Origin of the sequence: Capillimicrobium parvum, assembly GCF_021172045.1 — a bacterium.
GTDB classification, from domain to species: Bacteria; Actinomycetota; Thermoleophilia; order Solirubrobacterales; family Solirubrobacteraceae; genus Capillimicrobium; species Capillimicrobium parvum.
Genome location: NZ_CP087164.1, coordinates 4,167,166 through 4,188,468 on the forward strand (window position 1 = coordinate 4,167,166; position 21,303 = coordinate 4,188,468).

Sequence of the window (21,303 nt, forward strand, 5' to 3'; positions counted from 1 at the left end):
CCGCGTCAGCAGCGCGGCGCCGCCGCGTGTGCCCTCCCGGGGCAGCGGGTAGGCGAGACGTATGCGATCAGCGACCGACACCTTCGAGGTGGATCTCGAGGCGCGCACGGGCGAGGTCTGGGTCCTGCCGCGCGGCGAGCTCGACATCGACACGGCCGACGAGATGGATCACAGCCTGAGCATCGCGCTGGCCAGCGAGGCCGAGCGCGTGGTCATCGACCTGCGTGGGCTCGACTTCCTCGACTCCACCGGACTGCGGTCCATCGTGAGCGCCTGCATGGGCCCCGACGGCCCGCGCATCGAGCTGATGCCCGGCTCGCGCAGCGTTCAGGGCGTCTTCAACGTCAGCGGCCTGGCGGCGGAGCTGAGCTGGCGTCCCGACGACGGACGATGATCTCGATGCGCCCCTGATGGAGGTGCAGGGCACCGTCGTCGGCCACGCGGGCTGAGACGAACGCGTCTCGGAACAGCGCGATCGCGATGCCGGTCGGGCGGGCGTCCGGGTCGCGGGGATCGGCGACGGCGAACAGCGCCCCGTCGATGCCGGCCGAGTCGATCTCGTGCAGGACGCCCGGCATGACGCTGTGGTCGGGCTCGAGGACGACGACGACCGGCTGGGTGCACCAACCCCGCACGTGTGCGACGACCGCGTCGAAGTCCATGCCGCAGGAGCTTGCCAGCTAGCCTGCCCGGCCTGATGGCCGACCTGAGCTTCGTCGAGGTGCTGAGCGCCATGCAGGGGTCGATCGGCGAGCCGGTCGACATCCTCGTGTGCTCCGGGCAGGGGCGCCCGCGCGGCGCCACCGCGATGCTCACCGGCGCGTTGAGCGCCGGCCCGGGCGCCCGCGACGTCTTCGGCGACCAGGCGCCCGCCGACGCGGTCGTGTTCGTCGTCGGCGTCGACGGCCACGGCGTCACCGGCTACGTCGTCCTCGACCCCGACTCCTTCGAGCGCGCCTTCTGGACGGATGCCGGCGCGCTGACGATCGCCCAGGGCGGCATCGTGTTCGTCGTGCGCATGCCGGAGGTCGCCGGGCCCGGCGAGGGCTGAGCCCTACGTCGCGTAGGGCTGAGCCCTCCGTCGCGCGGAAGAGCGGCCCGAGCGCGGCGCGGACCGCGGCCGGGGGGTCGATCGTCCAGTCGACGGCGTTCTCGCGTGATGCGGTCGAGGGCGGCGGGCTCGAGAGAGGTCGATCAGGCCGGCGCTCACGCGGCCTGCACGCGCTCGCGCGCCTGCGCGATGAAGCTGTGCACGACGCGGTTCAGGCTCGGCGCGGCGTAGCGGCGGGCGGCGCGGCGCACCCCGCGGTCCAGCGGCGCGACGGCGGCGATGCCGGCCAGCTGCACCGACGCCCTGGCGCGCACGACGTGGCCGGACCCAGCCGCCGTCACATCGATCTGCACGCCCGCGTGCGCGACCGGCGCCTCCACGCCCAGGCACAGCCGCGAGGGCCGCTCGACCTCCTCCACGACGACCGTCGCCTCGGGACGCCCGATCAACGGGGCGAGCCCGAGGACCCAGGCGACGCTCGTCTCGAGATGGGCCCGCGCGCCCGGCTGAACGCCGGCGTCGGGCTCCCAGGCCGTCTCCTGCAGCCGCGGCTCCGCGCGCGTGAACGCCCGCAGGTCGTCGAGCAGGGCGAACAGCGCCTCCGGCGGGACGTCCGTCGGCACCGCGACCTCGACCTCGATCGGCGAGGCCGCCGCCCGCGCCTCGCGCCCGCGGCGCAGGCGCTCCAGCGCGCGGCCGCGCCAGCGGCGCGATCCGCCGCGGTCGTCCTCGGCGGGGACGACCGCCGCGCCCCGCCGCTCGCCGCCGAACAGATCCTCGAGCGCCCCGCCGACGATCTCCGGGTCGATGCTCCAGTCCTCGACGGCGGCCGCCTTCGGCACCGTCGCCAGCGAGCGTCCGTACAGGTGCAGCGGCCCGTGCTCGACGCCGAGCAGCGTCTCGAGCGGCGTGTCGTACAGGTCGGGCGCGAGGACGATCCGTCGCACGCCGAGCGGGGCGAACGCGGTGCCCACGCCCGCGCCGACCGGCGCGGCGATCCACTCGGCCGCGCCGACGCGCCGCACCAGCTCCGCGCCGTGCAGCTCGCGGTCGGCGACGACGTCGAAGTCGTGACCGCGGAAGAGCTCCTCGACCTCGGGCTCGTTGAGCAGCACGCGCTCCTCGGCCGCCGCGCGCGACAGGTAGACGCGCCGGGGGGCGTCCGGTGGCGGCGGATAGGCGTCGCGCAGGCGCCCCATGACGTCCCAGAAGCGCGGCGACAGCCGTCGCGGCAGCACGACCGCGGGCGTGGCGAGCAGCAGCTCCTCGCACAGCACCGGCGCGCTCGTCAGCTCGACGATCCGCTCGGGGGCGATGCCGAACGGCGCGAGCAGGTCGTCGAGGCCCGGCATCGGGTTGACCGCGACGTGCATCTGCGACATGTCGAGCTCGGCCGCCGGCCACAGCTGGCTCAGCCCCTCCAGCAGCAGGAAGGGCTGGCGCGTCGTGCGCACGGCGAGGCAGAACGTCTGCCCGGGGAGGCGCACGAGCCGGTCGCTGTCGAGCTGGCGGTCGAGCGCGAGGGGGTGCAGCCGCTCGCGCGTGCGGGCGTCGAGCTGGTCCCCGGAGCGCACCGGCTCGCGCAGCGCGTCGTAGAGCAGCCGGTCGTTGGCGGTGTTGACGATCAGGCGCCCGGGCAGCACGAGCGCGTTGCGCACCTTGACGAGCCGCAGGCGCGTCGCCGCCCGGTCGGTGCGCAGCTCGAGCCGCGACTCGCCGCCCAGAACGCGGCCCGCGGGCGGGGCGAGCGACGGCTCCGGATCGGCCTCGAACCAGCGGTTCCCGGGGCCGGTCACCTCGGCGACGGAGCCGACCTGCAGATAGTCGTCGTAGGCGTCGATCATCGGTCCGCGACCCTATCGGCCAGTCCTCGGGGCCGTGGTACGGTCCGCCGTCCTCGCGGACCAGGACGCGGTTCGCGATCGGACAACGGCAAGGGACGTACGGAGTGCTCGCCTCCTACTCGCGCAACTTCATCTTCCTCAAGACGCTCAAGACGGCCAGCACGTCGCTCGAGCTCGTGTTCTCGCAGCTCTGCGGGCCGCGGGACATCATCAGCCCGATCGGCGCGCGGTGGGAGCTCGAGCGCGCCAAGCTCGGCGTCATGCCCCGGAACTTCTCGCGCAGCCGCGAGCTGGAGAAGGAGTACCGGCGTGCGCTGCGCAAGGGCAAGAAGGGCGCGCTGCGCCGGGTGTCGAAGGCGAACCGCGACCAGCACGGATGCACGGGCCACATGCACGCCGCGAACGTGCGTAACTGGGTCGACGCGGAGTTCTGGGAGGGCGCGGTGAAGATCACGTCCGAGCGCCACCCCTACGAGAAGGCGCTGTCGCTGGCGCGCTTCAGCTTCTCGGGAGACGCGGACCAGGACCCGCAGGCCTGGGAGGAGCACGTCAACGAGACGGTCCGCAAGGGCCGCATCCGCGGCTTCCCCGTCTACTCGATCGAGGGTCAGGCGGTGGTGCAGCCCGAGAACGTCATCCGCTACGAGAACCTCGCGGAGGACACCCAGCGCATCGTCACCCAGCTCGGCGGCGCCGACGGGATCGAGCTCCCGCAGACGCGGACCACCCAGGCGGAGGACCGCCTGCCCGCCGCGGAGGTCCTGACGCCGTGGCAGCGGCGCCGGGTGCGCCGCCGCTGCGCCGACGAGTTCGAGTTCCTCGGCTGGGAGGACTAGGAGCCTCTTGAACTTTCCCCGCCGCGCGAGAGAACGCGTCCGCGGCGGCGGCTGGACGGCCGCGACGGGGCGGGACGGTCAGGGCTGCCGCCCGACCCAGTCCAGGATGGCCTTCGAGTGCGTGAGCACCGTGCCGTCGGCGAGCTTGAGCGCCGGCAGCTTCGTGTCGCCGGTCGCCGCACGCAGCTCCTCGCGGGACCCCTTGCGCAGGAACGGGATCGGGTGGCCGGCGGCGGCGATCACCTTCTCGTAGGCGATGCTCTTGCCGCGCAGCGCCTCCTGGACGCGGCGGCACGGATGAAAGCGAGGACCGGCCTCGTCGCCGTGGCAGACGAACAGCGTGGGGGTGTCGGGCATGGTGGGCCTCCGGGCGGGCGTTTCGGGGCGCGGATCGCCGCCGTCACAGGTGGAGACCGCGCGGGCGCGCCGGACTCATCGGTGCGCGGTCGCCACCGGCAGCCCTCGCAGTGAGGACCGTGGTCAGGGCGAGACGCCGTAGGTCAGGCTCGAGGCGTTCGTCAGCCCGGCGCCGTTCGTCGCCCTGGCCACGATCGAGTGCGTCCCGATCGACGTGCTGTAGCCGGCGATCGCGCAGGAGGCGCCCGACGTCCTGTCGCTCGAGGTGCAGGCGACCGCCGACGCCGGCGGCACCGTGGCCCGCGTGTACGTCTTGGGGGCGATGCCCTTGAACTGCGGCGTGGTCGGCGGCGACGCGTCGCGCTTGATGGTCACGACGCGGTCGGTCGTGCCTCCGGCGCTGCGGACCAGGCAGCGGAAGGACGTCCCGGCCGTGTCGGCGGTCACCCGCCCCGGGGCGCAGCCGCGCCGGGTGACGATGTTCGACCGCGTGTCGTTGATCTTCCAGTCGAGCTCGACGACCGGCGCGGTGAACCAGCCGTTGCGCCCGTCGGGCCTGTCCGGCGTGAGGAGCGGCCGCACGACCGGCGGGGTCTCGTCGGGCTTGACGACGAAGACGAGCTGGCTCGTCGAGGTCGCACCGGCGCCGTTGACCGCGGTGGCCGTGACGGTGTGCGTGCCGACCGCGCGGCCGTAGCCGGTGATCGTGCAGGTGGCGCCGGAGGTCGAGTCCACGCTGGTGCAGCGGATCTGTTCCCTGGGCGGCAGCGGCGCGTTCGGGTAGTACACGCCCGGCGCGATGCCGACGATGGCCGGCACGGATGGCGGCGTGCCGTCGTGCTTGAGCGTGAACGTCTTCGTGGTCGTGCCGCCACGGCTGGTCGCACGGCAGGCGACCGTCGCCTGCGGCGCGTCCTGGCTGATCGTCGTCGTGTCGCACCCCTGCCGCGACGTGACCGCGGACTCTGCGTCCTGCACCGTCCACGAGACGGTCGGCGCGGCGCGGTACCAGCCGTCCTGGCCGTCGGGCGCGGGCGGTGACACGACGGGGGTGACGACCGGCGGCGTGCCGTCGCCGCCCACCACCGTGTAGGGCACGGTCGTGGTGGTCGTCAGACCGGCGCGGTTCTTCGCGAAGCCGCTCAGGACGTGGTCGCCCGGCTCGGCCGAGTAGCCGGACAGCACGCAGCCCTCGAGGATCCCGGACACGCGATCGGCGGCGACGCACCCGACGTCGTCGAGCGCCGGCAGCGTGGAGGTCGTGTACGTGCGCGGCTTGAGGTTGCGGATCTGGACGCTGGGCGGCTTCTGGTCGAGGCCGACGTGCGTCAACGCCTCGGTCCTGCCGCCGGCGCTCGTGGCCACGCACCAGAAGTCGACGTTGCCGTCCTCGAAGACCCATTCATCCTCGCAACCCACGACGACGTCCGGCGTCGACTCCGGGTCGGTCACCGACCACGTCACGTGCACCGGCGTGATCCACCAGTGGTTGAGCCCGTCGGGGAACGGCGGGTCCTTGATCGCCTTGACGACCGGCGGTGTGGTGTCCGCGGCGTCGGCCGCGGCCTCTGTACCCGCGAACACCGGCGCGCTCAGCGCCATCGCGGACAGCACGACGATCCGTGTCGCACGTCTCATGTGCGGCGAGCCTAACCGATCGGACGGCGCCGCCCTGCTGGGGGTCCCTCGGTCGGCGATGCCCCGGGCAGGACTCGAACCTGCGACCCGCGGCTTAGAAGGCCGCCGCTCTATCCAGCTGAGCTACCGGGGCGTGCTCGCCAAGCCTAGATGGGCGCGGCGGGCTACTCGACGTCGTCGCGCGTCGCGCGACGGCGGCGGACGAAGCCGACGAAGAAGCCGGCCATGATGCCGAGCAGCGAGCCGATGATGACGCCGACCAGGATCGACACGGTCTGAGCGTACCCCTATCGTCCGGAGCATCGGGGCGTGGCTCAGCCTGGTAGAGCGCCGCGTTTGGGACGCGGAGGTCGCCGGTTCGAATCCGGCCGCCCCGACTGACTGACTGACTGACTGACTACTGACCTACCTCCGGCTCCGCGCCGACGATCGCGCGCGACCGGGCCATGGACGGATGTTGCCCATGCGGCCCCGGGCGACGGGTAGCGTCGCGCACATGCGCAAGGGCATCCTCGCGGCCGCGGCCGGCTGTCTGCTCGCGGCGCTGGTCCCGGCGGGCGCGGACGCGCGCTGGTTCGGCAGCACGCTGCGCGCCCCCGCGAACGCGCCCTACGGGTGCGAGTCAGCGCTCACCCTCGGGCCGATGGGCGGCGTGCAGGTCGCGCCGACGAACCAGACGTCGTGCACGTACCGGCACGGCGGCTACCTGGGCAGCGACCGGCTCGGCTCGATCGTGCCGGACAACGGGCGCATCAGGCGCATCCGCGTCGTGTCCGGGCCGAACCCGGCGCCCCTGCGCCTGACCATCCTCACCGGCTCCGCGCGGATCGACACGACGTCCGGCACCGACATCCCGGGCACGTACACGTGCTGCACCGCGCGCTATCTCGGCCCGGCGTTTCGCCCGCGGCCACCCGTCGAGTGAACGTGCCCGTGTTGACACGCGCTCCGACCGGGTCGACAACCGCACCCACGCGACCGACGTCGTCGCGGTGAGCGCGTTCGGCCCCGGGACGCTGCCCCTGAGCGTCGGCAACGACGTCGGCGGTCAGAACCCGGGCGAGCCGATCGCCATCGGCTACTGGTCGGCCACGGGACGCGGCGAGCCGCGCGTCGACGGGTACGCGATGACGGGCATCGACGTGCTGCTGGCCTGGGACTTCCGGCCCGCTCGTGGCCGGTAGGGGCCGCCACCTCGCCCGCGCGTCCCTGGCCGCCGCCGCTGCGGCGGCCATGTCGCTCGCGCTCGCGTCCGGTCCGGCCTCCGCCCAATCGCCGTGCCGGGGGGCCGACGACATCCCGACCGCCGGCACCCTGCGCGCCGCCCGCGCGGCCACGTTGTGCCTGCTCAACCAGCAGCGCGCCCAGCACGGGCTGCGTCCGCTGCGCGCCAACCGCCGGCTGCGGATCTCGGCGACCCGCCACTCGAAGGACATGGTGGCGCGGCACTACTTCGACCACGTCTCCCAGGACGGCTCGACGTTCGACCAGCGCATCCGGCGCTCCGGCTACATCCCCCGCCGTGGCGGCTGGCAGATCGGCGAGAACATCGCGTGGGGGGCGGGCGAACTCGCCTCGCCGTCCCACACGGTCGAGGCGTGGATGGGCTCGCCCGGCCACCGGCGCAACATCCTCACCCGCGGCTTCCGCGACATCGGCATCGGCATCGCCCCCGGCGCACCCGAGGACCTGCCGTCCGACATCGCCGGCGCGACCTACACGACCGACTTCGGGTCCCGTCATTAGTCTCGGCGCATGGCCGAGATCCAGCCGCTGCGCGCGCTGCGCTACGAGCCGTCCGTCGCCGGGCCGCTTCAGGACCTGATCGCTCCGCCGTACGACGTCATCGACGACGAGCAGCGCGCCGAGCTGCTCGCGCGCTCCCCCCACAACGTCGTCGCCGTCGATCTCCCCCAGGGCGACGACCCGTACGCGCAGGCCGCGGCGACCTTCGAGCGCTGGCGCGAGGAGGGCGCGGTCGTGGAGGACGAGGGCCCCGCGCTGTGGGCCCTGCGCCAGGACTACACCGGGCCCGACGGCCGCGCGCTGACCCGCCAGGGCTTCCTCTGCCGCGTCCGCGTCACCGACTACGGGCCCGGCCTGATCCGCCCGCACGAGCGCACGCACCCGGGCCCGAAGGAGGACCGCCTCCGGCTCACCCGCGCGACGAAGGCCAACCTCTCGCCGATCTTCAGCCTGTACTCCGACCCCGAGCAGGCCGCGTGGCGCGCACTCGAGCCGCACACCGCGGCCGCACCCTGGGGCGAGGCGACCGATGACGAGGGCACCGTCAACCGCCTCTGGCGGGTCGGCGACGAGGCGGCGATCGCGGCGGTCGCGCAGGCGCTGGAGGGCGTCGAGCTGCTCATCGCCGACGGCCACCATCGCTACGAGACCGCGCGCGCGTACGCGCAGGAGATCGGCGGCGAGGGTCCGCACCGCTACGTGCTCATGTGCCTCGTCGCGCTGCAGGACCCGGGCCTCACCGTCTTCCCCACCCATCGCCTCGTCGCCGAGACGACGCCCGCCCAGCAGGAGGCGCTCGCCGCCACGCTGCGCGAGCACTTCACGATCGACCGCCGCGACGATCTCGACCCCGGGGTATCCGGCTCACCCACCCAGCCGCTCGCCCTCGGCTACATCGACGCCCACTTCAAGCAGCCGTTCCGCCTGACCCTGAACGACCAGGCCACCGCCGACGCCGCCCTCGCCGGCTTCCCCGAGCCCTACCGGCACCTCGACGCCGCCGTGCTCGAGGCGCTGCTGCTCAAGGGCCCGCTCGAGCTGACCGACGACGACATCTCCCACCTGCACCGCTTCGGCTACGCGCGCACCGCCGAGCAGGCACGCGAGCTGGTCGAGAGCGGGGTCTTCGACCTCGCCTTCATCCTGCGCCCGCCGCCCGTCGAGCAGGTCCGCGCGGTGGCCGAGGCGGGCGTCTCCATGCCGCCCAAGAGCACCTACTTCTTCCCGAAGCTCCCGACCGGGCTGGTCTTCAACCCGCTGGCGTAGCATCAGATGCATGAAGGCCACCGCTCGACGCACCGACCACTTCCGGCATTCCGTCCGGGTCCGTGATCACCACCTGACGGTCGACGAGCCGCGCGAGATGGGGGGCGGTGACGACGGCCCGAGCCCGCAGGAGCTCCTGGCCGCCTCGCTCGCATCGTGCACGGCCGTGACGATGGAGATGTACGCCAATCGCAAGGGCTGGGACATCGGCGACATCGAGGTCGCCTGCGAGTACCAGCCGGCCGAGCGTGGCACGCCGACCCGCTTCGAGCTGGTCCTGCGGTTCCCGGACACGCTGCCGGCGGAGAAGGTCGAGAAGCTGAGGGTCATCGCCGCCAAGTGCCCCGTGCACCGGACGCTCGACGGCGAGGTCATGTTCACCGAACGCGTCGAGACCGGCTCGCTCGCCGTCTGACCGCGCTCGCCCACAAGCTCGCGGAGGTCCTGCTCGACCCCGCCGACGCCGCGGCGCTCGACGTCCACGGGCGCATCGACGCCGCGGTGCTCGTCCCGCTCTACGTGCAGGACGGGCGGCTGCACGCGGTCTTCACCAAGCGCGGCGAGGACCTGCGCCGCCACCCGGGCGAGATCTCGTTCCCCGGCGGGCGCCAGGACGACGACGAGAGCGACCTGCGACTCACGGCTCTGCGCGAGGCCGAGGAGGAGATCGGGCTCCCGCGCGAGGCGGTCCAGCTCGTCGGCGCGCTGCAGCCGACCCCGACGATCGCGACGAACTACGCGGTCTATCCCTTCGTCGGGCTGATCGACCCGGGCCGGCAGTGGACGCTGTCGGCGCGTGAGGTGGCCGCGGTGCTCGAGCTCTCGCTGCACGACCTGCGCGCCGGCTACCAGCGCAAGCGGCTGCTGCGCCGCGGCGTGCCGTTTCGCACCGACGTCTACATCGTCGGCGACCACCTGATCTGGGGCGCGACCGCGCGGATGCTCTCGGACCTCCTGGAGCGCATCCATCCGCTCCTCGATGACGAGGGCGCAGGCTAGTGGCCCGCCCGCAACCATCGAGACGAACCACCGGGCGGCTCAGGCCCGTAGGAGGCCGTCGATCGCGGTCTGCGCAGAGGCCTGCCACTCGGGATCGGCCGCGTCGATGACCGAGTACGGGATGCCGTTGTACTCGGCCAGCTGCTGCGTGAGCTGCGCCCCGCCGTCGGTGCCGCGCTCGTAGACGACGCCGCGGACCGTCGTGTCGATCGTGCGCTCGAGCATCATCTTCCAGCGCGACCCGTGCAGCGGCTCCTGGTCGACGTTGCCGACCAGCCACATCAGGATCGTCACGTTGTCGAGCGCGTACCGCAGGCTGCCGACGACGTCCGGGTCGGCGATGACGCACTCGCCTCCGGCGCCCTCGATGGCCTCGCGCCGCGCCGGGTTGCGGGTCGTCATCCGGGGCGCATGCCCCTCGGCCGCGAGGGAGCGGGCGAGCTGCAGCGCGCGGCAGCCGCCGCCGACGATCAGGAACCGAGCCATCCGCCTAGGATCGCAGCCCCGTGCCCGAGTTCCGCTTCTGCCCCCTCTGCGCCGCAGCGCTGCGGCCGGTGCCCGCCGGCCCCGATTCCGGCCGCCCCAGCTGCCCCGAGGGGCATTTCGTGCACTACGAGAACCCGGCGGTCACCGCGTTCGCGTTCGTCCGCGACGAGGGCGGGCGCTACCTCACGCTGCGGCGCGCGCGCGAGCCCTACGCGGGGTCGTGGGACCTGCCCGGCGGCTTCGTCGAGCCGGGCGAGACGCCGGCGGACGCGATCCGGCGAGAGGTGCGCGAGGAGACCGGCCTCGACGTGGGCCCCGAGCGGATTCTCGGCGCCTTCGCCTCGCAGTACGGCGACGACGGCCGCTGGACCGTCGACATCGGCTTCGAGTGCGCGGTGACCGGCGGCCGCTGGCGGCTCGACCCCGAGAGCACGGACGCCGCGTGGCACGCGGTGGACGAGCTGCCGCGTCTCGCGTTCGCCGGCGAGCGGGCGGGGCTGCTGGCGCTACGCGCCGGCGGCGCTCGCCGCGGCGTGAAGGACCGCGTGTGAGTCCCCGGCGGACGGATCTCGCCGCGGCGCGTTACGGTCCCGGGCCCATGGATCTCGCCCTCACCCACATGGACGCGCTGGTGCCCGCGTGATCGTCGGCATCTGCGGAGCGGGAACGATGGGCGCCGGCATCGCGCAGCTCGCCTGCCAGGCGGGCGCGCGGACGCTGCTCTACGACCCGGACCCGGCGGCGCTCGAGCGCGGCGTCGAGCGGATCGCGAAGCGGCTGAAGGGCGGCGCTCCGGCGAGCCTGCTGGAGGCCGCGGGGTCGCTCGAGCTGTTCGCCGACTGCGACGTCGTCATCGAGGCCGCCCCCGAGCGCCTCGAAATCAAGCACGACCTGTTCACCCGCGTCGCCGCGATCGTCCGCGACGACTGCGTGCTGGCCACGAACACCTCGTCGATCCCGGTGACCGCGGTGGCGGCCGGAGTGCCGGGGCCCGAGCGGGTCGTCGGCATGCACTTCTTCAACCCGCCGCCGCTGATGCGGCTCGTCGAGGTCGTCGCCGGCGAGCAGAGCGGCGAGCCCGCGGTCGCCCGCGCGGCCGAGCTCGGCACGGCGATGGACCGGCGCGTCATCCGCGCCGCCGACGTCACCGGCTTCCTCGTCAACCGCTGCAACCGCCCGTTCAACCTCGAGGCCCTCGGCGCGCTGACCGAGCGCATGGCCGACGTCGAGACGATCGACCGCATCCTCCGGCTCGGCGGCGGCTTCCGGATGGGGCCGTTCGAGCTGATGGACCTCGTCGGCATCGACGTCGGCTTCGAGGTGTCGCGCTCCTTCCACGAGCAGAGCTTCGGCGAGCCGCGCTGGCGGCCGAGCCCGTTCATGGCCCGGATGGTCGCCTCGGGCAACCACGGCCGCAAGACCGGCCGCGGCTGGTACGACCACACCGACGGCCCGTACAAGCCGGCCGACCCGCCGGTGCCGGGGGCGGAGGCGGGCGGCCTCGTCGTCATCAGCGGCGACGTCGCGATCGCCCACGAGCTGCGCCTCCTCGGCGACGACGCGGGCTGGGACGTGCGGGTGCCCGAGGACGTCAACGGCGAGGTGCCGGACCTGATCCTCGACTGCGGCGCGAACGAGGAGGAGCCGCTGCAGGGCGGCCCGCAGGCGCTGCTGCTGACCGAGGGCTCGCTGGCGATGCTCGACGGCGGCGGCGGGTCGGTCGGCTTTCACGCGCTGCCGCCGCTGGCCCCCGGAGCACTCGTCGAGCTGACCCGCGGCCGCGACTCCACGGATCTCGCCGTGAGCGCGACCGAGCGCTTCCTGCATTCGTGCGGGCTGCACACCGCGTGGGTCGGCGACGCCCCCGGCCTCGTGCTCGGACGGGTCGTGTGCCAGCTCGTCAACGAGGCGGCGTTCGCGCTCGAGCAGGGCGTCGCGAGCGCCGAGGAGATCGACGACGGCATGGTGCTCGGCCTCAACCACCCGCACGGGCCGCTGACGTGGGGCGACCTCATCGGCCTCGACCACGTGCTCGCGGTGCTCGACGCCCTCGCCGCCGAGCACAGCCCGGAGCGCTACCGCGCCGCGCCGCTGCTGCGCCGGCTGGTCGCCGAGGGGCGCACGGGTCTGCTGGCCGGCGAGGGCTTCCACCGGCACGAGTAGGGCGCGCCTCACGATCGGGCGCCTGCGAGCGTCTCCATGGCGATGACCCCGTTCCAACAGGTCCTCGACGCCCACCGCGACCTGGTGTGGCGCGTGTGCGTGGCCGCGGCCGGGCGCAACGACGCCGATGACTGCTTCCAGGAGACGTGGCTGGCCGCGCTGCGGGCGTACCCGCGCCTCGACGACGGCGCCAACGTGCGCGCCTGGCTGGTGACGATCGCCCAGCGCAAGGCGATCGACGCCCACCGCGGCCGGGCCCGCCGGCCCGTCGCCGCGGGCGAGCTGCCCGACGCGCCGGCTCCCGCGCGTCCCGAGTCCGACGACGGGCTCTGGGACGCCGTGCGCGCTCTGCCGCCCGGCCAGCGCGCCGCGATCACCCTGCGCTACGCCGGCGACCTGCGCCCCCGCGAGGTGGCGCAGGCGCTCGGCATCTCCGACGAGGCCGCCCGCCGCCGCATCGCCGACGGCCTCAAGTCCCTGCGCCTGGAGGTGCAGCCCACATGACCCCGCTCACGCCCCCGTCCGGTTCCCCGCCCCCCGAGCTGCTCGACCGCCTCGTGGCCCGCGCCGCGCAGGAGGGCCTGCTCGACGTCGCCTACACCACCGTCGACTCGCCCCTCGGCCCGCTCGTCGCCGCGGCCACCCCGCGCGGCCTCGCGACGCTGTCCTACAGCGAGTTCCGCGGCGGCATCGACGCCGTCCTCGAGGATCTCGCGCAACGGCTGTCGCCGCGGATCCTGGAGGCTCCGGCCCGCCTCGACGCCGTGCGCCGTGAGCTCGACGAGTACTTCGCGGGCCGCCGCCGCAGCTTCGACATCCCCGTCGACCTCGTCCTCACCCGCGGGTTCGGCCGCCGGATCCTCGAGGCGACCGCCGCGATCCCGTTCGGCGAGACGCGCTCCTACCGCGAGGTGGCGGCCGGCGCCGGCAACGTGAAGGCGACCCGCGCGGCCGGCAACGCGCTCGGCCACAACCCCGTGCCCATCGTCGTGCCGTGCCATCGCGTCCTGCGGACGGGCGGCTCGCTCGGCGGCTACACCGGCGGCCTGGAGAAGAAGGAGACGCTGCTGCGGCTGGAGGGCGTGCTGCTCTAGCACCCAGCCTCGAGCACAACCATCGACCGGTCGCGCACGAACGGCAGCCGCTCGAACACCGGGTAGCCGACGGGAGCGTCCGCCGCCGCGGCCCGGGCTTCGTCAGCGCCCGCCGGACCGCGATCGTCTCCACAGCAGCGTCTCCGGCACGCCGCTGAGGGCGATTCTCATCTCGGGCGCAGGACGAGCTCGAGGTCGACGCGCTCGGCCTCGTCGAGCGCCACGTGCAGCTGCTGCTCGTCGTCGAACGTCCCGTGCAGCCGCCGGCCCTCGCAGCGGACCGTCAGCTCGGCGGGCTCGAACGGCCACGGGTCGAGCGTCAGGCCGCGCACGGTGATCCCGCCGATCTCGAACGGGTCCCACGGCGCCAGCACCGCGAGCGACAGGCCGTCGAGCGTGAACATGAGCTCCTGCAGCTCGTGCAGGAGCTCGGGCCCGATACCGAGCTCGCCCGCGAGCTGGTGCTGGAAGACCCGCTGCGTGCCGAGGTAGTCGCGGATCTGCTCCGCCTCGACCACGGGCATCGCGGCGAGGTCGCGCAGGCTGTACAGCTTCGAGCCGTGCAGCGACACCAGCAGGGCGGCGTACCGGCTCTGGCTCAGCAGCCGGGCCGGCGCCGCGTGCCAGAGGCCGAGATGGACGCCGAGGTCCATCTCCACGAACGACTGCGGCAGCCCCGTCCTCGGGTTGAGGGCGGGCGCCAGGTCCCACATCGCCATCCCGACGTCGTGCTGCTCGGCGGCGAGGCAGATCTCCTCGTACGGCTCCAGGCGCGGGTGCCAGGCCCGCGCCATCTGGCCCGAGACCCAGGCGTGCGAGGCCTGCCCGATCGCGATCACGGAGTCGCCGTCCCTGCGCAGCAGCATGCGCGGGAACTTAACGGTCCGGGCCGTTCCGACCCGGCGTGCGGCACGAACCGCTTCGGTGGGCGCTAACGTCTGCAGGCAGAGATGACCTCCGAACGGGCACAGGCATATGGGCGGGTGACGGCGATGCTGGCCGACGTCGGCCCGACGAAGCTGCAGGCTGATGAGCAGGACATCGTCCGCGACGCGGCCGACACGCTCCTGTTCTGCGAGGACGTCCACGCCGACCCCGCCGCCCAGGAGGCGCTCGACGCCATCGACGAGCTCGTCGAGCGGCTCGTCTCCTCCGAGCGCTGGACCGCCGAGCGCGCCGAGGAGCTGCGCAGCCACATCGAGGCCTGCGGGCCCGCCGTCCACCGCTGAGCGCAGCGCCGGCACCGCCGCAGATCAGATCGGGCCGATGTCCTCCGGCGCCCAGAGGATCCGGTTCACCCGGCGCAGGACGCTGACCTCGAGCGGCCGGCGGCTGAGCTCGAGGCGGGCGAGCCGCTGGGCGCGGCGATGGTCGCCGAGGCTCACCGTCGCCGCCCCGCGCCGGCCGCGGTAGCCCTCGCCGACCATCGACGAGCGGGTACGCACGATGCGGCCCTCGAGCAGCGAGTAGATCTGGTGGGACAGGTCGTGGCGGCGCACGCGCGGCCACCGCGACAGCTCGACGTCGATCGTCGCCATGGTCCGGCCGTCCATGCTCAGGCGGGCCGTCCCGCCCTTGGCGCTGATGTCGACCGACGTGTCGCCGACGACCCGGGGCAGCCCGGCGAGCAGCGCCCCCACGATCGCGCTGCGTTCGCTGTCGACCGGCATCTCGGCGCAGTACATGCCGAGCGCCGGGTCGCGCCACAGCGCCGGAGGCAGCGGCGCCGGGACACGCTCGGCATCCAGCAGCACCGGCAGCGCGACCCCGAGCTCGTGGTACGGGCCGAGCCCGCCGCGCCGGACGGACGTCCCGTAGAAGGTGATCGCGGCGCGGCGCGGCGTGACGCGGACCGGCACGAGCCGCTCGGTCGCCGGCAGGAGCGCCCAGGCCTGCTCGAGCGGGATCGAGAACGTCGCCCCGAGCGTGCAGGCGCTGGTCACCGCGATCGGCAGGCGGACCGGGTCCTGGCCGTCCCCCAGCCCGCCGACCTCCAGCACGGGGCGGCCCTCGAGCCGGCCGAACAGAGCGGGATCGACGATGTCGTCAGTGCCCCCCTGGCCCGCCAGCAGCTCGGGCAGCGTCCCGCGCTCCCGGACCTGGCGACCCTCGAGCCCCAGGGGCAGGGCGGCGAGGTCGGAGGAGGCGGCGGGGCTCGACATCGGGTGGCCGTCAGGATACGACCACGTCGTTAGTTCGCAGTTCTGACATATTCAGCCACCTACGGTCGTCATAACGCAGGACTCTTGACAAATACCCACGGCTGGCCGAAGATGCGCTCGCCGTGGGTCTGTCCCCCCGCACCGGGTCGCTCGAGTCGCTCCGCGAGCACAACCTCCTGCGCGTCATCGACGTCCTGCTCGAGCGGGGTCTGGCGAGCCGCGCGGACATCGCGCGGCACACCGGGCTCTCGCGCACCACCGTCTCCAGCCTGGTCGCCGACCTCATCGACCGCGGGCTCGTCGCCGAGCGCACCGACGTCGAGCAGCAGCGCGACAGCGGCGGCGCCGGCCGCCCGCCCGTGCTGCTCGCGCTCGACCGCTCGGCCGGCGCGGCGATCGGCATCGACTTCGGCCACTCCCACGTGCGCGTGGCGGTGGCCGACCTCTCGCACGAGATCCTCGCCGAGTCCACGCGAACGATGGACGTCGACGGCTCGGCGGCCGAGGGCCTCGGCGCGGCCGCCGGCCTGGTCGACCAGCTCCTGGCCGAGGCCGGGGTGCCCCGCGACCGCGTGATCAATGTGGGCATGGGGGTCCCCGGGCCCATCAGCCACATCACCGGCAGCGTCGGCAACGGCGCGATCCTGCCCGGCTGGGTCGGCGTCAACCCGGGCGCGGAGATGGAGCGCCGCCTGGGCCTGCCGGTCTCGGTCGAGAACGACGCGAACCTGGGCGCGTTCGGCGAGGTGCTGTTCGGCGCCGGCCGCGGCGCCCAGGAGATCGTCTACCTGAAGGTCTCCTCCGGCATCGGCGCAGGGCTGATCGTCGGCGGCCGCATCCACCGCGGTGCGGGCGGTACGGCCGGGGAGATCGGCCACGTCCTCGTCGACGAGGAGGGCCACGTGTGCCGCTGCGGCAACCGCGGCTGCCTCGAGACCGTGGCCGCCGCGCCCGGGCTGCTCGAGCAGCTCGGCCGCACCCACGGGACCGGCATCTCGATCGAGGACGTCGTCCGGCTGGCATCCGCGGGCGATCCCGGATGCCGGCGCGTCATCTCGGACTCCGGCCGGCACATCGGCCGCGCGGTGGCGATGCTGTGCAACCTGCTCAACCCGGCGCGGGTGATCGTCGGCGGCGACCTGAGCGCCGCCGGCGACCTGCTGCTCGATCCACTGCGGGCCGCCCTACGGCGCTACGCGATCCCCTCGGCGGCGGAGGACGCCGAGGTCCTCACCGGCACGCTCGGAGAGCGCGCCGAAGTCCGCGGTGCGGTGGCGCTCGCCATCGGCGAGGCCGACCGCACCCTCATGCAAGCCACCGGCGGGATGACCGCCACAGGGTCCTGAGGAGGAGCCCCTGATCATGCGCATTCGATCCATCCTGTCGCTCGCCGCCGCCGCGGCGACCGTGGTCGCCCTCGGCGCCTGCGGAAGCGACAACAGCGGCTCGACGTCCACGTCGAGCGGCACCGCGGCCGGCACGTCCGCCGCGACCACCGGCGGCGGTGGAGGCGCGAGCGGCAAGATCGCGCTCCTGCTTCCCGAGTCCAAGACGGCCCGCTACGAGTCACAGGACCGTCCGCTGTTCGAGGCGAAGATGAAGCAGCTCTGCCCCAACTGCGAGATCGTGTACTCCAACGCCGACCAGGACGCCTCCAAGCAGCAGAGCCAGGCCGAGGCGGCCATCACCGAGGGCGTGAAGGTCATGGTCCTCGACCCGGTGGACTCGGCCTCGGCCGCGGCGATCGTCAACCGCGCCAAGCAGTCGAAGATCCCCGTGGTCTCCTACGACCGCCTGATCACCGGCGCGCCGGTCGACTACTACATCTCCTTCGACAACGTGAAGGTCGGCAAGCTCCAAGGGGACGCGCTCGTCAAGAAGCTCAAGCAGGACGGCAACGCAAAGGGGCCGATCATCAAGATCAACGGCGCTCCGACGGACAACAATGCGAAGCTGTTCAAGCAGGGCAGCAACGATGTCTTCTCGCAGGCCGGGGTCGACATCTCCAAGCAGTACGACACCCCCGACTGGAGCCCCGACAAGGCGCAGAGCGAGATGGAGCAGGCCATCACCGCCGTCGGCAAGGACAAGATCAAGGGCGTCTACGCCGCGAACGACGGCACGGCGGGCGGCGCGATCGCCGCGATGAAGTCCGCGGGCATGGATCCCACGAAGATCCCGACCACCGGCCAGGACGCCGAGCTGGCCGCGATCCAGCGGATCCTCGCCGGCCAGCAGTACATGACGGTCTACAAGGCGATCAAGCCGGAGGCCGAGACGGCCGCCCAGCTCGCCTTCGACCTCCTGCAGGGCAAGCAGCCCAGCGGCGACGTGGTCAACGGCCAGACCGACAACGGCTCCGGCCAGGTCCCGTCCGTGCTGCTGCAGCCGGTCGCGGTCACCAAGGACAACGTCACCGACACCGTCGTCAAGGACGGCTTCTGGACGGCTGACCAGATCTGCACCGGCGCGTACAAGCAGGCCTGCGCCGCCGCAGGCATCAGCTAGGAGAAAGGCGGAACTGCCCGACATGACCGAAGCCAATCCCGTCCTCGAGCTCCGTGGCATCAGCAAGCGCTTCGGAGCCGTGCAGGCCCTCTCCGACGTCGACTTCCACGTCGCCGCCGGGGAGGTCGTCGCCCTCGTGGGCGACAACGGGGCCGGAAAATCGACCCTGGTGAAGGTCATGTCGGGCATCTACGCCCAGGACGAGGGCGAGTACCGCTTCGGCGGCTCGCCCGTCCACATCAACGGTCCCAAGGCGGTGGAGGCGCTCGGCGTCGCCACCGTCTACCAGGACCTCGCGCTCGCCGACAACCTCGACGTGGTCGGCAACCTCTTCCTGGGCCACGAGCTGACGAGCCTGGGTGCGCAGCTCGACGAGACGGGGATGGAGCACCGGGCCAACGAGCTGCTCGGGACCCTGTCGACCACGATCCCGAGCGTGCGCACCGAGGTGGCGTCGCTGTCGGGCGGCCAGCGCCAGCAGGTCGCCATCGCGCGGTCGCTGCTCGGCGAGCCGAAGGTCGTGCTGCTCGACGAGCCGACCGCGGCCCTCGGCGTACCGCAGACGCGCCAGGTGCTCGACCTGATCGGGCGACTGCGCGAACGCGGCCTGGGCGTCGTGGTGATCACCCACAACATGGCCGACGTGTTCGAGGTCGCCGACCGCATCCACGTGCTCTACCTCGGCCGGACCAACGGCGACTTCCGCGTCGCCGACGTGACCCGCGAGGACGTGGTCGCGGCCATCACCGGACTGTCCAACGGCAGAGAGGCGGCGTAGATGAGCACCTCGACCCCCACGGTCGAAGCCGAGGCGATGCCCCGCTCGCCGCGCGAGTTCCTCGCCCGCTTCACGCAGGGCGAGTTCGGCTCGCTGCGGGTGCTGATCACCCTCGCGGTCATCTGGATCATCTTCGCGATCGCCAACGACCGGTTCCTGACGGCGATCAACCTGACGAACCTGACGCTGCAGATCGCCGGCATCGGCCTGATCTCGGTCGGCGTCGTGCTCGTCCTGCTGCTCGGAGAGATCGACCTGTCGGTCGGCATCGTGAGCGGCCTCTGTGCCGCGATCATGGCCGTGCTGAACGTCAAGCACGGATGGCCGGCGGTGCCCGCGATCGCCGCGGGACTCGTCGCCGGCATCCTGATCGGCGCGTTCCAGGGATTCGTGCACACGCGCTTCGGCATACCGTCGTTCGTCGTCACGCTGGCCGGCCTGCTCGGCTGGCAGGGCGTGCTGCTGTGGGTGCTCGGCGACACCGGCACGATCAACCTCACCGCCCCGCTCATCGTCGATCTGGCCGGCACCTTCTTCTCCGACGTCGTCGGCTGGATCATCGCCGTGGCCCTCATCGTCGCCTACGCGGCGATCGCCCTGAGCGGCCGGATCGGCCGCGTGCGCGCCGGCCTCGAGGCGCCGCCGGTGGGCGCGATCGTCTTCCGCATCGTGCTGGTCGCGGTCCCCGTGCTGGTCACGGTGTGGATCGTCAACCAGGACCGCGGGCTGCCGCTGGCGCTCGTGATCCTCGTCGGCTTCGTCATCGCCTTCGACTACCTGACGCGCCGCACGCGGTTCGGCCGCCACATCTACGCGGTCGGCGGCAACGAGGAGGCGGCGCGGCGGGCCGGCATCAACACGGCGGCCGTGCGCACCGTGGTGTTCTCGCTCGCCTCGCTGATGGCGGCGTGCGGCGGCATCATGCTCGCCTCGCGCCTGCTGGCCGTCAACCAGTCCTCGGGCGGCAGCGACCTGCTGCTGCTGGCGATCGCCGGCCCGGTGATCGCCGGCACCTCGCTGTTCGGGGGCCGCGGCACGGTGTGGTCGGCGCTGCTGGGCGCCCTCGTCATCGGGTCGATCTCGAACGGCATGGACCTGCTGGCCCTGAGCTCGGACGTGAAGTTCATGGTGACCGGCGCGGTGCTGCTGCTCGCGGTGATCGTCGACTCGCTCACGTCCTCTCGCCGGCGGCGCGCGGGCCGGGTGTAGCGGCCTCCCAGACGTAGGACGGCCGGCGCGGCCTCGTTCCTCTCCTCGGGGCGCTCGCCGGCCCCTTGCCTTGCCGCGGGCGGCCCGCGAGTACCGTGGTCGCGGAGTGACCACCAGCGAGCTCACCTGCGTCGTGCACGTGCACTCGGTGTACTCCGACGGCACGGGCACGATCTCCGAGATCGCCGCCGCCGCCGCCCGCGCCGGCGCCGACGCGGTGCTGGTCACCGACCACGACCGGATGGGCGGCCTGGCGCACGCGGGCTGGCACGGCGACGTTCTCGTCGCGGTCGGGGTCGAGGTCTCCCCCAGCCACGGCAGCCACCTGCTCGCGTTCGGCACGCCGGCCCCCGTGCGCCACAACGGCCGCGCGCTCGCCCAGATCCTCGACGCGGTGCACGAGGCCGGCGGCGTCGGCTTCGCCGCGCACCCGTTCTCCCGCGGCGGATGGGTGCTCGGCCGGGCCGGACGCGCCGCGCCCTGGGGGGACCTGCGCGTCCCCTACGACGGCCTGGAGGTGTGGAGCCTCGTCACCGACACGCTCGAGTACCTGCGCTCGCCGCGTGCGCTGCTGCGCTTCCGGCGGCGCCCGGACGAGGTGCTGGCCGACCCGCCGGCAGAGAACCTCGCCGCCTGGGACGCGCTGGGCGCCCGGCGGCGCGTGCCGGCGATCGGCGGGCTGGACGCCCACCAGTTCGGCCTCCGCCGCCGGGGCCGGGTCCTCGTGAGGACGATGGCCTACGAGCGGACCTTCGCGCTGCTGCGCACGCACGTCCTCCTCGACGCGCCGCCCACCGGGGACGCCGCGGGCGACACGGCCCGGGTGTACGCGGCGATGGCCGCCGGCCGCGCGTTCATCGCGCGCGACTCGCTGGCCGACGCGACCGGCTTTCGCTTCGCCGGCGCGGGCGGCACGGTGGCGATGGGCGACGAGGCGCCGCTTCCGGCCGGCGGGCTGGAGCTCGTGGCGCAGACCCCGACGGCCTGCGAGCTGCGGCTGCTGCGCGACGGCGAGGTGATCGCGGCGGACGACGGCGTCGCGGATCTGCGCGCGCACGTGGACCGGCCCGGCGTCTACCGGGTCTCGGCGCACCTCGTGCGCCACGGACGCCGGCGCACATGGATCCTCGGCAACCCGATCTACCTGCGCTGATGCGCGGCGGCGC

At 73.4% G+C, this 21,303-nt stretch carries 26 protein-coding genes and 2 tRNA genes; 20 read left to right on the forward strand and 8 right to left on the reverse strand.

Going from position 1 to position 21,303, the window contains the following annotated elements:
- Positions 1–61: 61 nt before the first annotated feature.
- Positions 62–394 carry an STAS domain-containing protein gene (locus tag DSM104329_RS20260; protein ID WP_259311664.1) on the forward strand — a complete coding sequence of 111 codons (333 nt, stop codon included), beginning with the start codon at positions 62–64 and terminating at the stop codon, positions 392–394.
- On the opposite strand, the gene DSM104329_RS20265 is transcribed toward DSM104329_RS20260, so the two are convergent.
- Positions 345–662: a hypothetical protein gene (locus DSM104329_RS20265; RefSeq protein WP_259311665.1), complete on the reverse strand. Its 318-nt coding sequence runs from the start codon at positions 660–662 to the stop codon at positions 345–347. The genes DSM104329_RS20260 and DSM104329_RS20265 overlap by 50 nt on opposite strands.
- A 35-nt stretch (positions 663–697) precedes the next feature.
- On the opposite strand from DSM104329_RS20265, the gene DSM104329_RS20270 reads away from it, so the two are divergent.
- A complete protein-coding gene (locus DSM104329_RS20270) occupies positions 698–1,051 on the forward strand; it encodes a hypothetical protein (RefSeq protein ID WP_259311666.1) in 354 nt (117 codons plus the stop codon).
- Positions 1,052–1,206: 155 nt separating this feature from the next.
- On the opposite strand, the gene DSM104329_RS20275 is transcribed toward DSM104329_RS20270, so the two are convergent.
- A complete protein-coding gene (locus DSM104329_RS20275) occupies positions 1,207–2,895 on the reverse strand; it encodes a glycosyltransferase family 61 protein (RefSeq protein ID WP_259311667.1) in 1,689 nt (562 codons plus the stop codon).
- A 104-nt stretch (positions 2,896–2,999) separates the two neighbouring features.
- Here DSM104329_RS20275 and DSM104329_RS20280 point away from each other — a divergent pair, with 104 nt between their 5' ends.
- The gene (locus DSM104329_RS20280) at positions 3,000–3,731 is read left to right on the forward strand and encodes a hypothetical protein (RefSeq protein ID WP_259311668.1); all 732 of its coding nucleotides are present in this window, start codon (positions 3,000–3,002) and stop codon (positions 3,729–3,731) included.
- A 78-nt stretch (positions 3,732–3,809) separates the two neighbouring features.
- On the opposite strand, the gene DSM104329_RS20285 is transcribed toward DSM104329_RS20280, so the two are convergent.
- The 3 genes from DSM104329_RS20285 to DSM104329_RS20295 all read right to left on the reverse strand — a co-directional run bounded on the left by DSM104329_RS20285 (position 3,810) and on the right by DSM104329_RS20295 (position 5,859).
- Entirely contained in the window at positions 3,810–4,088 is a 279-nt protein-coding gene (locus DSM104329_RS20285) for a glutathione S-transferase N-terminal domain-containing protein (protein ID WP_259311669.1), read from the reverse strand.
- Between the two features lie 123 nt (positions 4,089–4,211).
- Positions 4,212–5,726 carry a hypothetical protein gene (locus DSM104329_RS20290; RefSeq protein WP_259311670.1) on the reverse strand — a complete coding sequence of 505 codons (1,515 nt, stop codon included), beginning with the start codon at positions 5,724–5,726 and terminating at the stop codon, positions 4,212–4,214.
- A gap of 59 nt (positions 5,727–5,785) precedes the next feature.
- Positions 5,786–5,859 (reverse strand) — tRNA-Arg (locus DSM104329_RS20295).
- Positions 5,860–6,029: 170 nt separating this feature from the next.
- Here DSM104329_RS20295 and DSM104329_RS20300 point away from each other — a divergent pair.
- The 7 genes from DSM104329_RS20300 to DSM104329_RS20330 all read left to right on the forward strand — a co-directional run bounded on the left by DSM104329_RS20300 (position 6,030) and on the right by DSM104329_RS20330 (position 9,737).
- Positions 6,030–6,103, forward strand: a tRNA-Pro gene (locus DSM104329_RS20300).
- 119 nt (positions 6,104–6,222) lie between these two features.
- On the forward strand, positions 6,223–6,651 hold the full coding sequence (locus tag DSM104329_RS20305; RefSeq protein WP_259311671.1) for a hypothetical protein: 429 nt from the start codon (positions 6,223–6,225) through the stop codon (positions 6,649–6,651).
- A gap of 67 nt (positions 6,652–6,718) precedes the next feature.
- Positions 6,719–6,910 carry a hypothetical protein gene (locus DSM104329_RS20310; protein ID WP_259311672.1) on the forward strand — a complete coding sequence of 64 codons (192 nt, stop codon included), beginning with the start codon at positions 6,719–6,721 and terminating at the stop codon, positions 6,908–6,910.
- Positions 6,900–7,472, forward strand: coding sequence for a CAP domain-containing protein (locus DSM104329_RS20315; RefSeq protein WP_259311673.1), 573 nt, complete (start codon positions 6,900–6,902; stop codon positions 7,470–7,472). The genes DSM104329_RS20310 and DSM104329_RS20315 overlap by 11 nt, the downstream gene beginning before the upstream one ends.
- A 9-nt stretch (positions 7,473–7,481) precedes the next feature.
- Positions 7,482–8,738 carry a DUF1015 domain-containing protein gene (locus tag DSM104329_RS20320; RefSeq protein ID WP_259311674.1) on the forward strand — a complete coding sequence of 419 codons (1,257 nt, stop codon included), beginning with the start codon at positions 7,482–7,484 and terminating at the stop codon, positions 8,736–8,738.
- A 10-nt stretch (positions 8,739–8,748) separates the two neighbouring features.
- Positions 8,749–9,153 carry an OsmC family protein gene (locus DSM104329_RS20325; RefSeq protein ID WP_259311675.1) on the forward strand — a complete coding sequence of 135 codons (405 nt, stop codon included), beginning with the start codon at positions 8,749–8,751 and terminating at the stop codon, positions 9,151–9,153.
- Positions 9,078–9,737 carry an NUDIX hydrolase gene (locus DSM104329_RS20330; RefSeq protein WP_259311676.1) on the forward strand — a complete coding sequence of 220 codons (660 nt, stop codon included), beginning with the start codon at positions 9,078–9,080 and terminating at the stop codon, positions 9,735–9,737. The genes DSM104329_RS20325 and DSM104329_RS20330 overlap by 76 nt, the downstream gene beginning before the upstream one ends.
- Positions 9,738–9,776: 39 nt before the next feature.
- Here DSM104329_RS20330 and DSM104329_RS20335 read toward each other — a convergent pair whose 3' ends face one another.
- A complete protein-coding gene (locus DSM104329_RS20335; RefSeq protein WP_259311677.1) occupies positions 9,777–10,223 on the reverse strand; it encodes a Rossmann-fold NAD(P)-binding domain-containing protein in 447 nt (148 codons plus the stop codon).
- 20 nt (positions 10,224–10,243) lie between these two features.
- Here DSM104329_RS20335 and DSM104329_RS20340 point away from each other — a divergent pair, with 20 nt between their 5' ends.
- The 4 genes from DSM104329_RS20340 (at position 10,244) to DSM104329_RS20355 (ending at position 13,480) form a co-directional block, all read left to right on the forward strand.
- Positions 10,244–10,774: an NUDIX hydrolase gene (locus DSM104329_RS20340; protein WP_259311678.1), complete on the forward strand. Its 531-nt coding sequence runs from the start codon at positions 10,244–10,246 to the stop codon at positions 10,772–10,774.
- A gap of 88 nt (positions 10,775–10,862) precedes the next feature.
- Positions 10,863–12,386, forward strand: a complete 1,524-nt coding sequence (locus DSM104329_RS20345) for a 3-hydroxyacyl-CoA dehydrogenase family protein (RefSeq protein WP_259311679.1) — start codon at positions 10,863–10,865, stop codon at positions 12,384–12,386.
- A 42-nt stretch (positions 12,387–12,428) separates the two neighbouring features.
- Complete coding sequence (locus DSM104329_RS20350; protein WP_259311680.1) at positions 12,429–12,890, forward strand: RNA polymerase sigma factor; 462 nt, start codon at positions 12,429–12,431, stop codon at positions 12,888–12,890.
- Positions 12,887–13,480 carry a methylated-DNA--[protein]-cysteine S-methyltransferase gene (locus DSM104329_RS20355; protein ID WP_259311681.1) on the forward strand — a complete coding sequence of 198 codons (594 nt, stop codon included), beginning with the start codon at positions 12,887–12,889 and terminating at the stop codon, positions 13,478–13,480. The genes DSM104329_RS20350 and DSM104329_RS20355 overlap by 4 nt, the downstream gene beginning before the upstream one ends.
- Positions 13,481–13,647: 167 nt before the next feature.
- On the opposite strand, the gene DSM104329_RS20360 is transcribed toward DSM104329_RS20355, so the two are convergent.
- Positions 13,648–14,346 carry a DUF3891 family protein gene (locus tag DSM104329_RS20360; RefSeq protein WP_259311682.1) on the reverse strand — a complete coding sequence of 233 codons (699 nt, stop codon included), beginning with the start codon at positions 14,344–14,346 and terminating at the stop codon, positions 13,648–13,650.
- 84 nt (positions 14,347–14,430) lie between these two features.
- Between DSM104329_RS20360 and DSM104329_RS20365 the strand changes: the two genes are divergently transcribed.
- Positions 14,431–14,709, forward strand: a complete 279-nt coding sequence (locus DSM104329_RS20365) for a hypothetical protein (protein ID WP_259311683.1) — start codon at positions 14,431–14,433, stop codon at positions 14,707–14,709.
- A 24-nt stretch (positions 14,710–14,733) separates the two neighbouring features.
- On the opposite strand, the gene DSM104329_RS20370 is transcribed toward DSM104329_RS20365, so the two are convergent.
- Positions 14,734–15,642 (reverse strand): acetoacetate decarboxylase family protein, encoded by a 909-nt coding sequence (locus DSM104329_RS20370; protein WP_259311684.1) that lies wholly within the window; start codon positions 15,640–15,642, stop codon positions 14,734–14,736.
- A 122-nt stretch (positions 15,643–15,764) separates the two neighbouring features.
- Between DSM104329_RS20370 and DSM104329_RS20375 the strand changes: the two genes are divergently transcribed.
- From DSM104329_RS20375 to DSM104329_RS20395, 5 genes are all read left to right on the forward strand, one after another.
- On the forward strand, positions 15,765–16,988 hold the full coding sequence (locus DSM104329_RS20375) for an ROK family transcriptional regulator (RefSeq protein ID WP_259311685.1): 1,224 nt from the start codon (positions 15,765–15,767) through the stop codon (positions 16,986–16,988).
- A gap of 16 nt (positions 16,989–17,004) precedes the next feature.
- Entirely contained in the window at positions 17,005–18,150 is a 1,146-nt protein-coding gene (locus DSM104329_RS20380) for a sugar ABC transporter substrate-binding protein (RefSeq protein WP_259311686.1), read from the forward strand.
- A gap of 22 nt (positions 18,151–18,172) precedes the next feature.
- Positions 18,173–18,928, forward strand: a complete 756-nt coding sequence (locus DSM104329_RS20385) for an ATP-binding cassette domain-containing protein (RefSeq protein ID WP_259311687.1) — start codon at positions 18,173–18,175, stop codon at positions 18,926–18,928.
- On the forward strand, positions 18,929–20,137 hold the full coding sequence (locus DSM104329_RS20390) for a sugar ABC transporter permease (protein WP_259311688.1): 1,209 nt from the start codon (positions 18,929–18,931) through the stop codon (positions 20,135–20,137).
- A 106-nt stretch (positions 20,138–20,243) separates the two neighbouring features.
- Positions 20,244–21,290 (forward strand): CehA/McbA family metallohydrolase, encoded by a 1,047-nt coding sequence (locus DSM104329_RS20395; RefSeq protein ID WP_259311689.1) that lies wholly within the window; start codon positions 20,244–20,246, stop codon positions 21,288–21,290.
- Positions 21,291–21,303 lie beyond the last annotated feature (13 nt).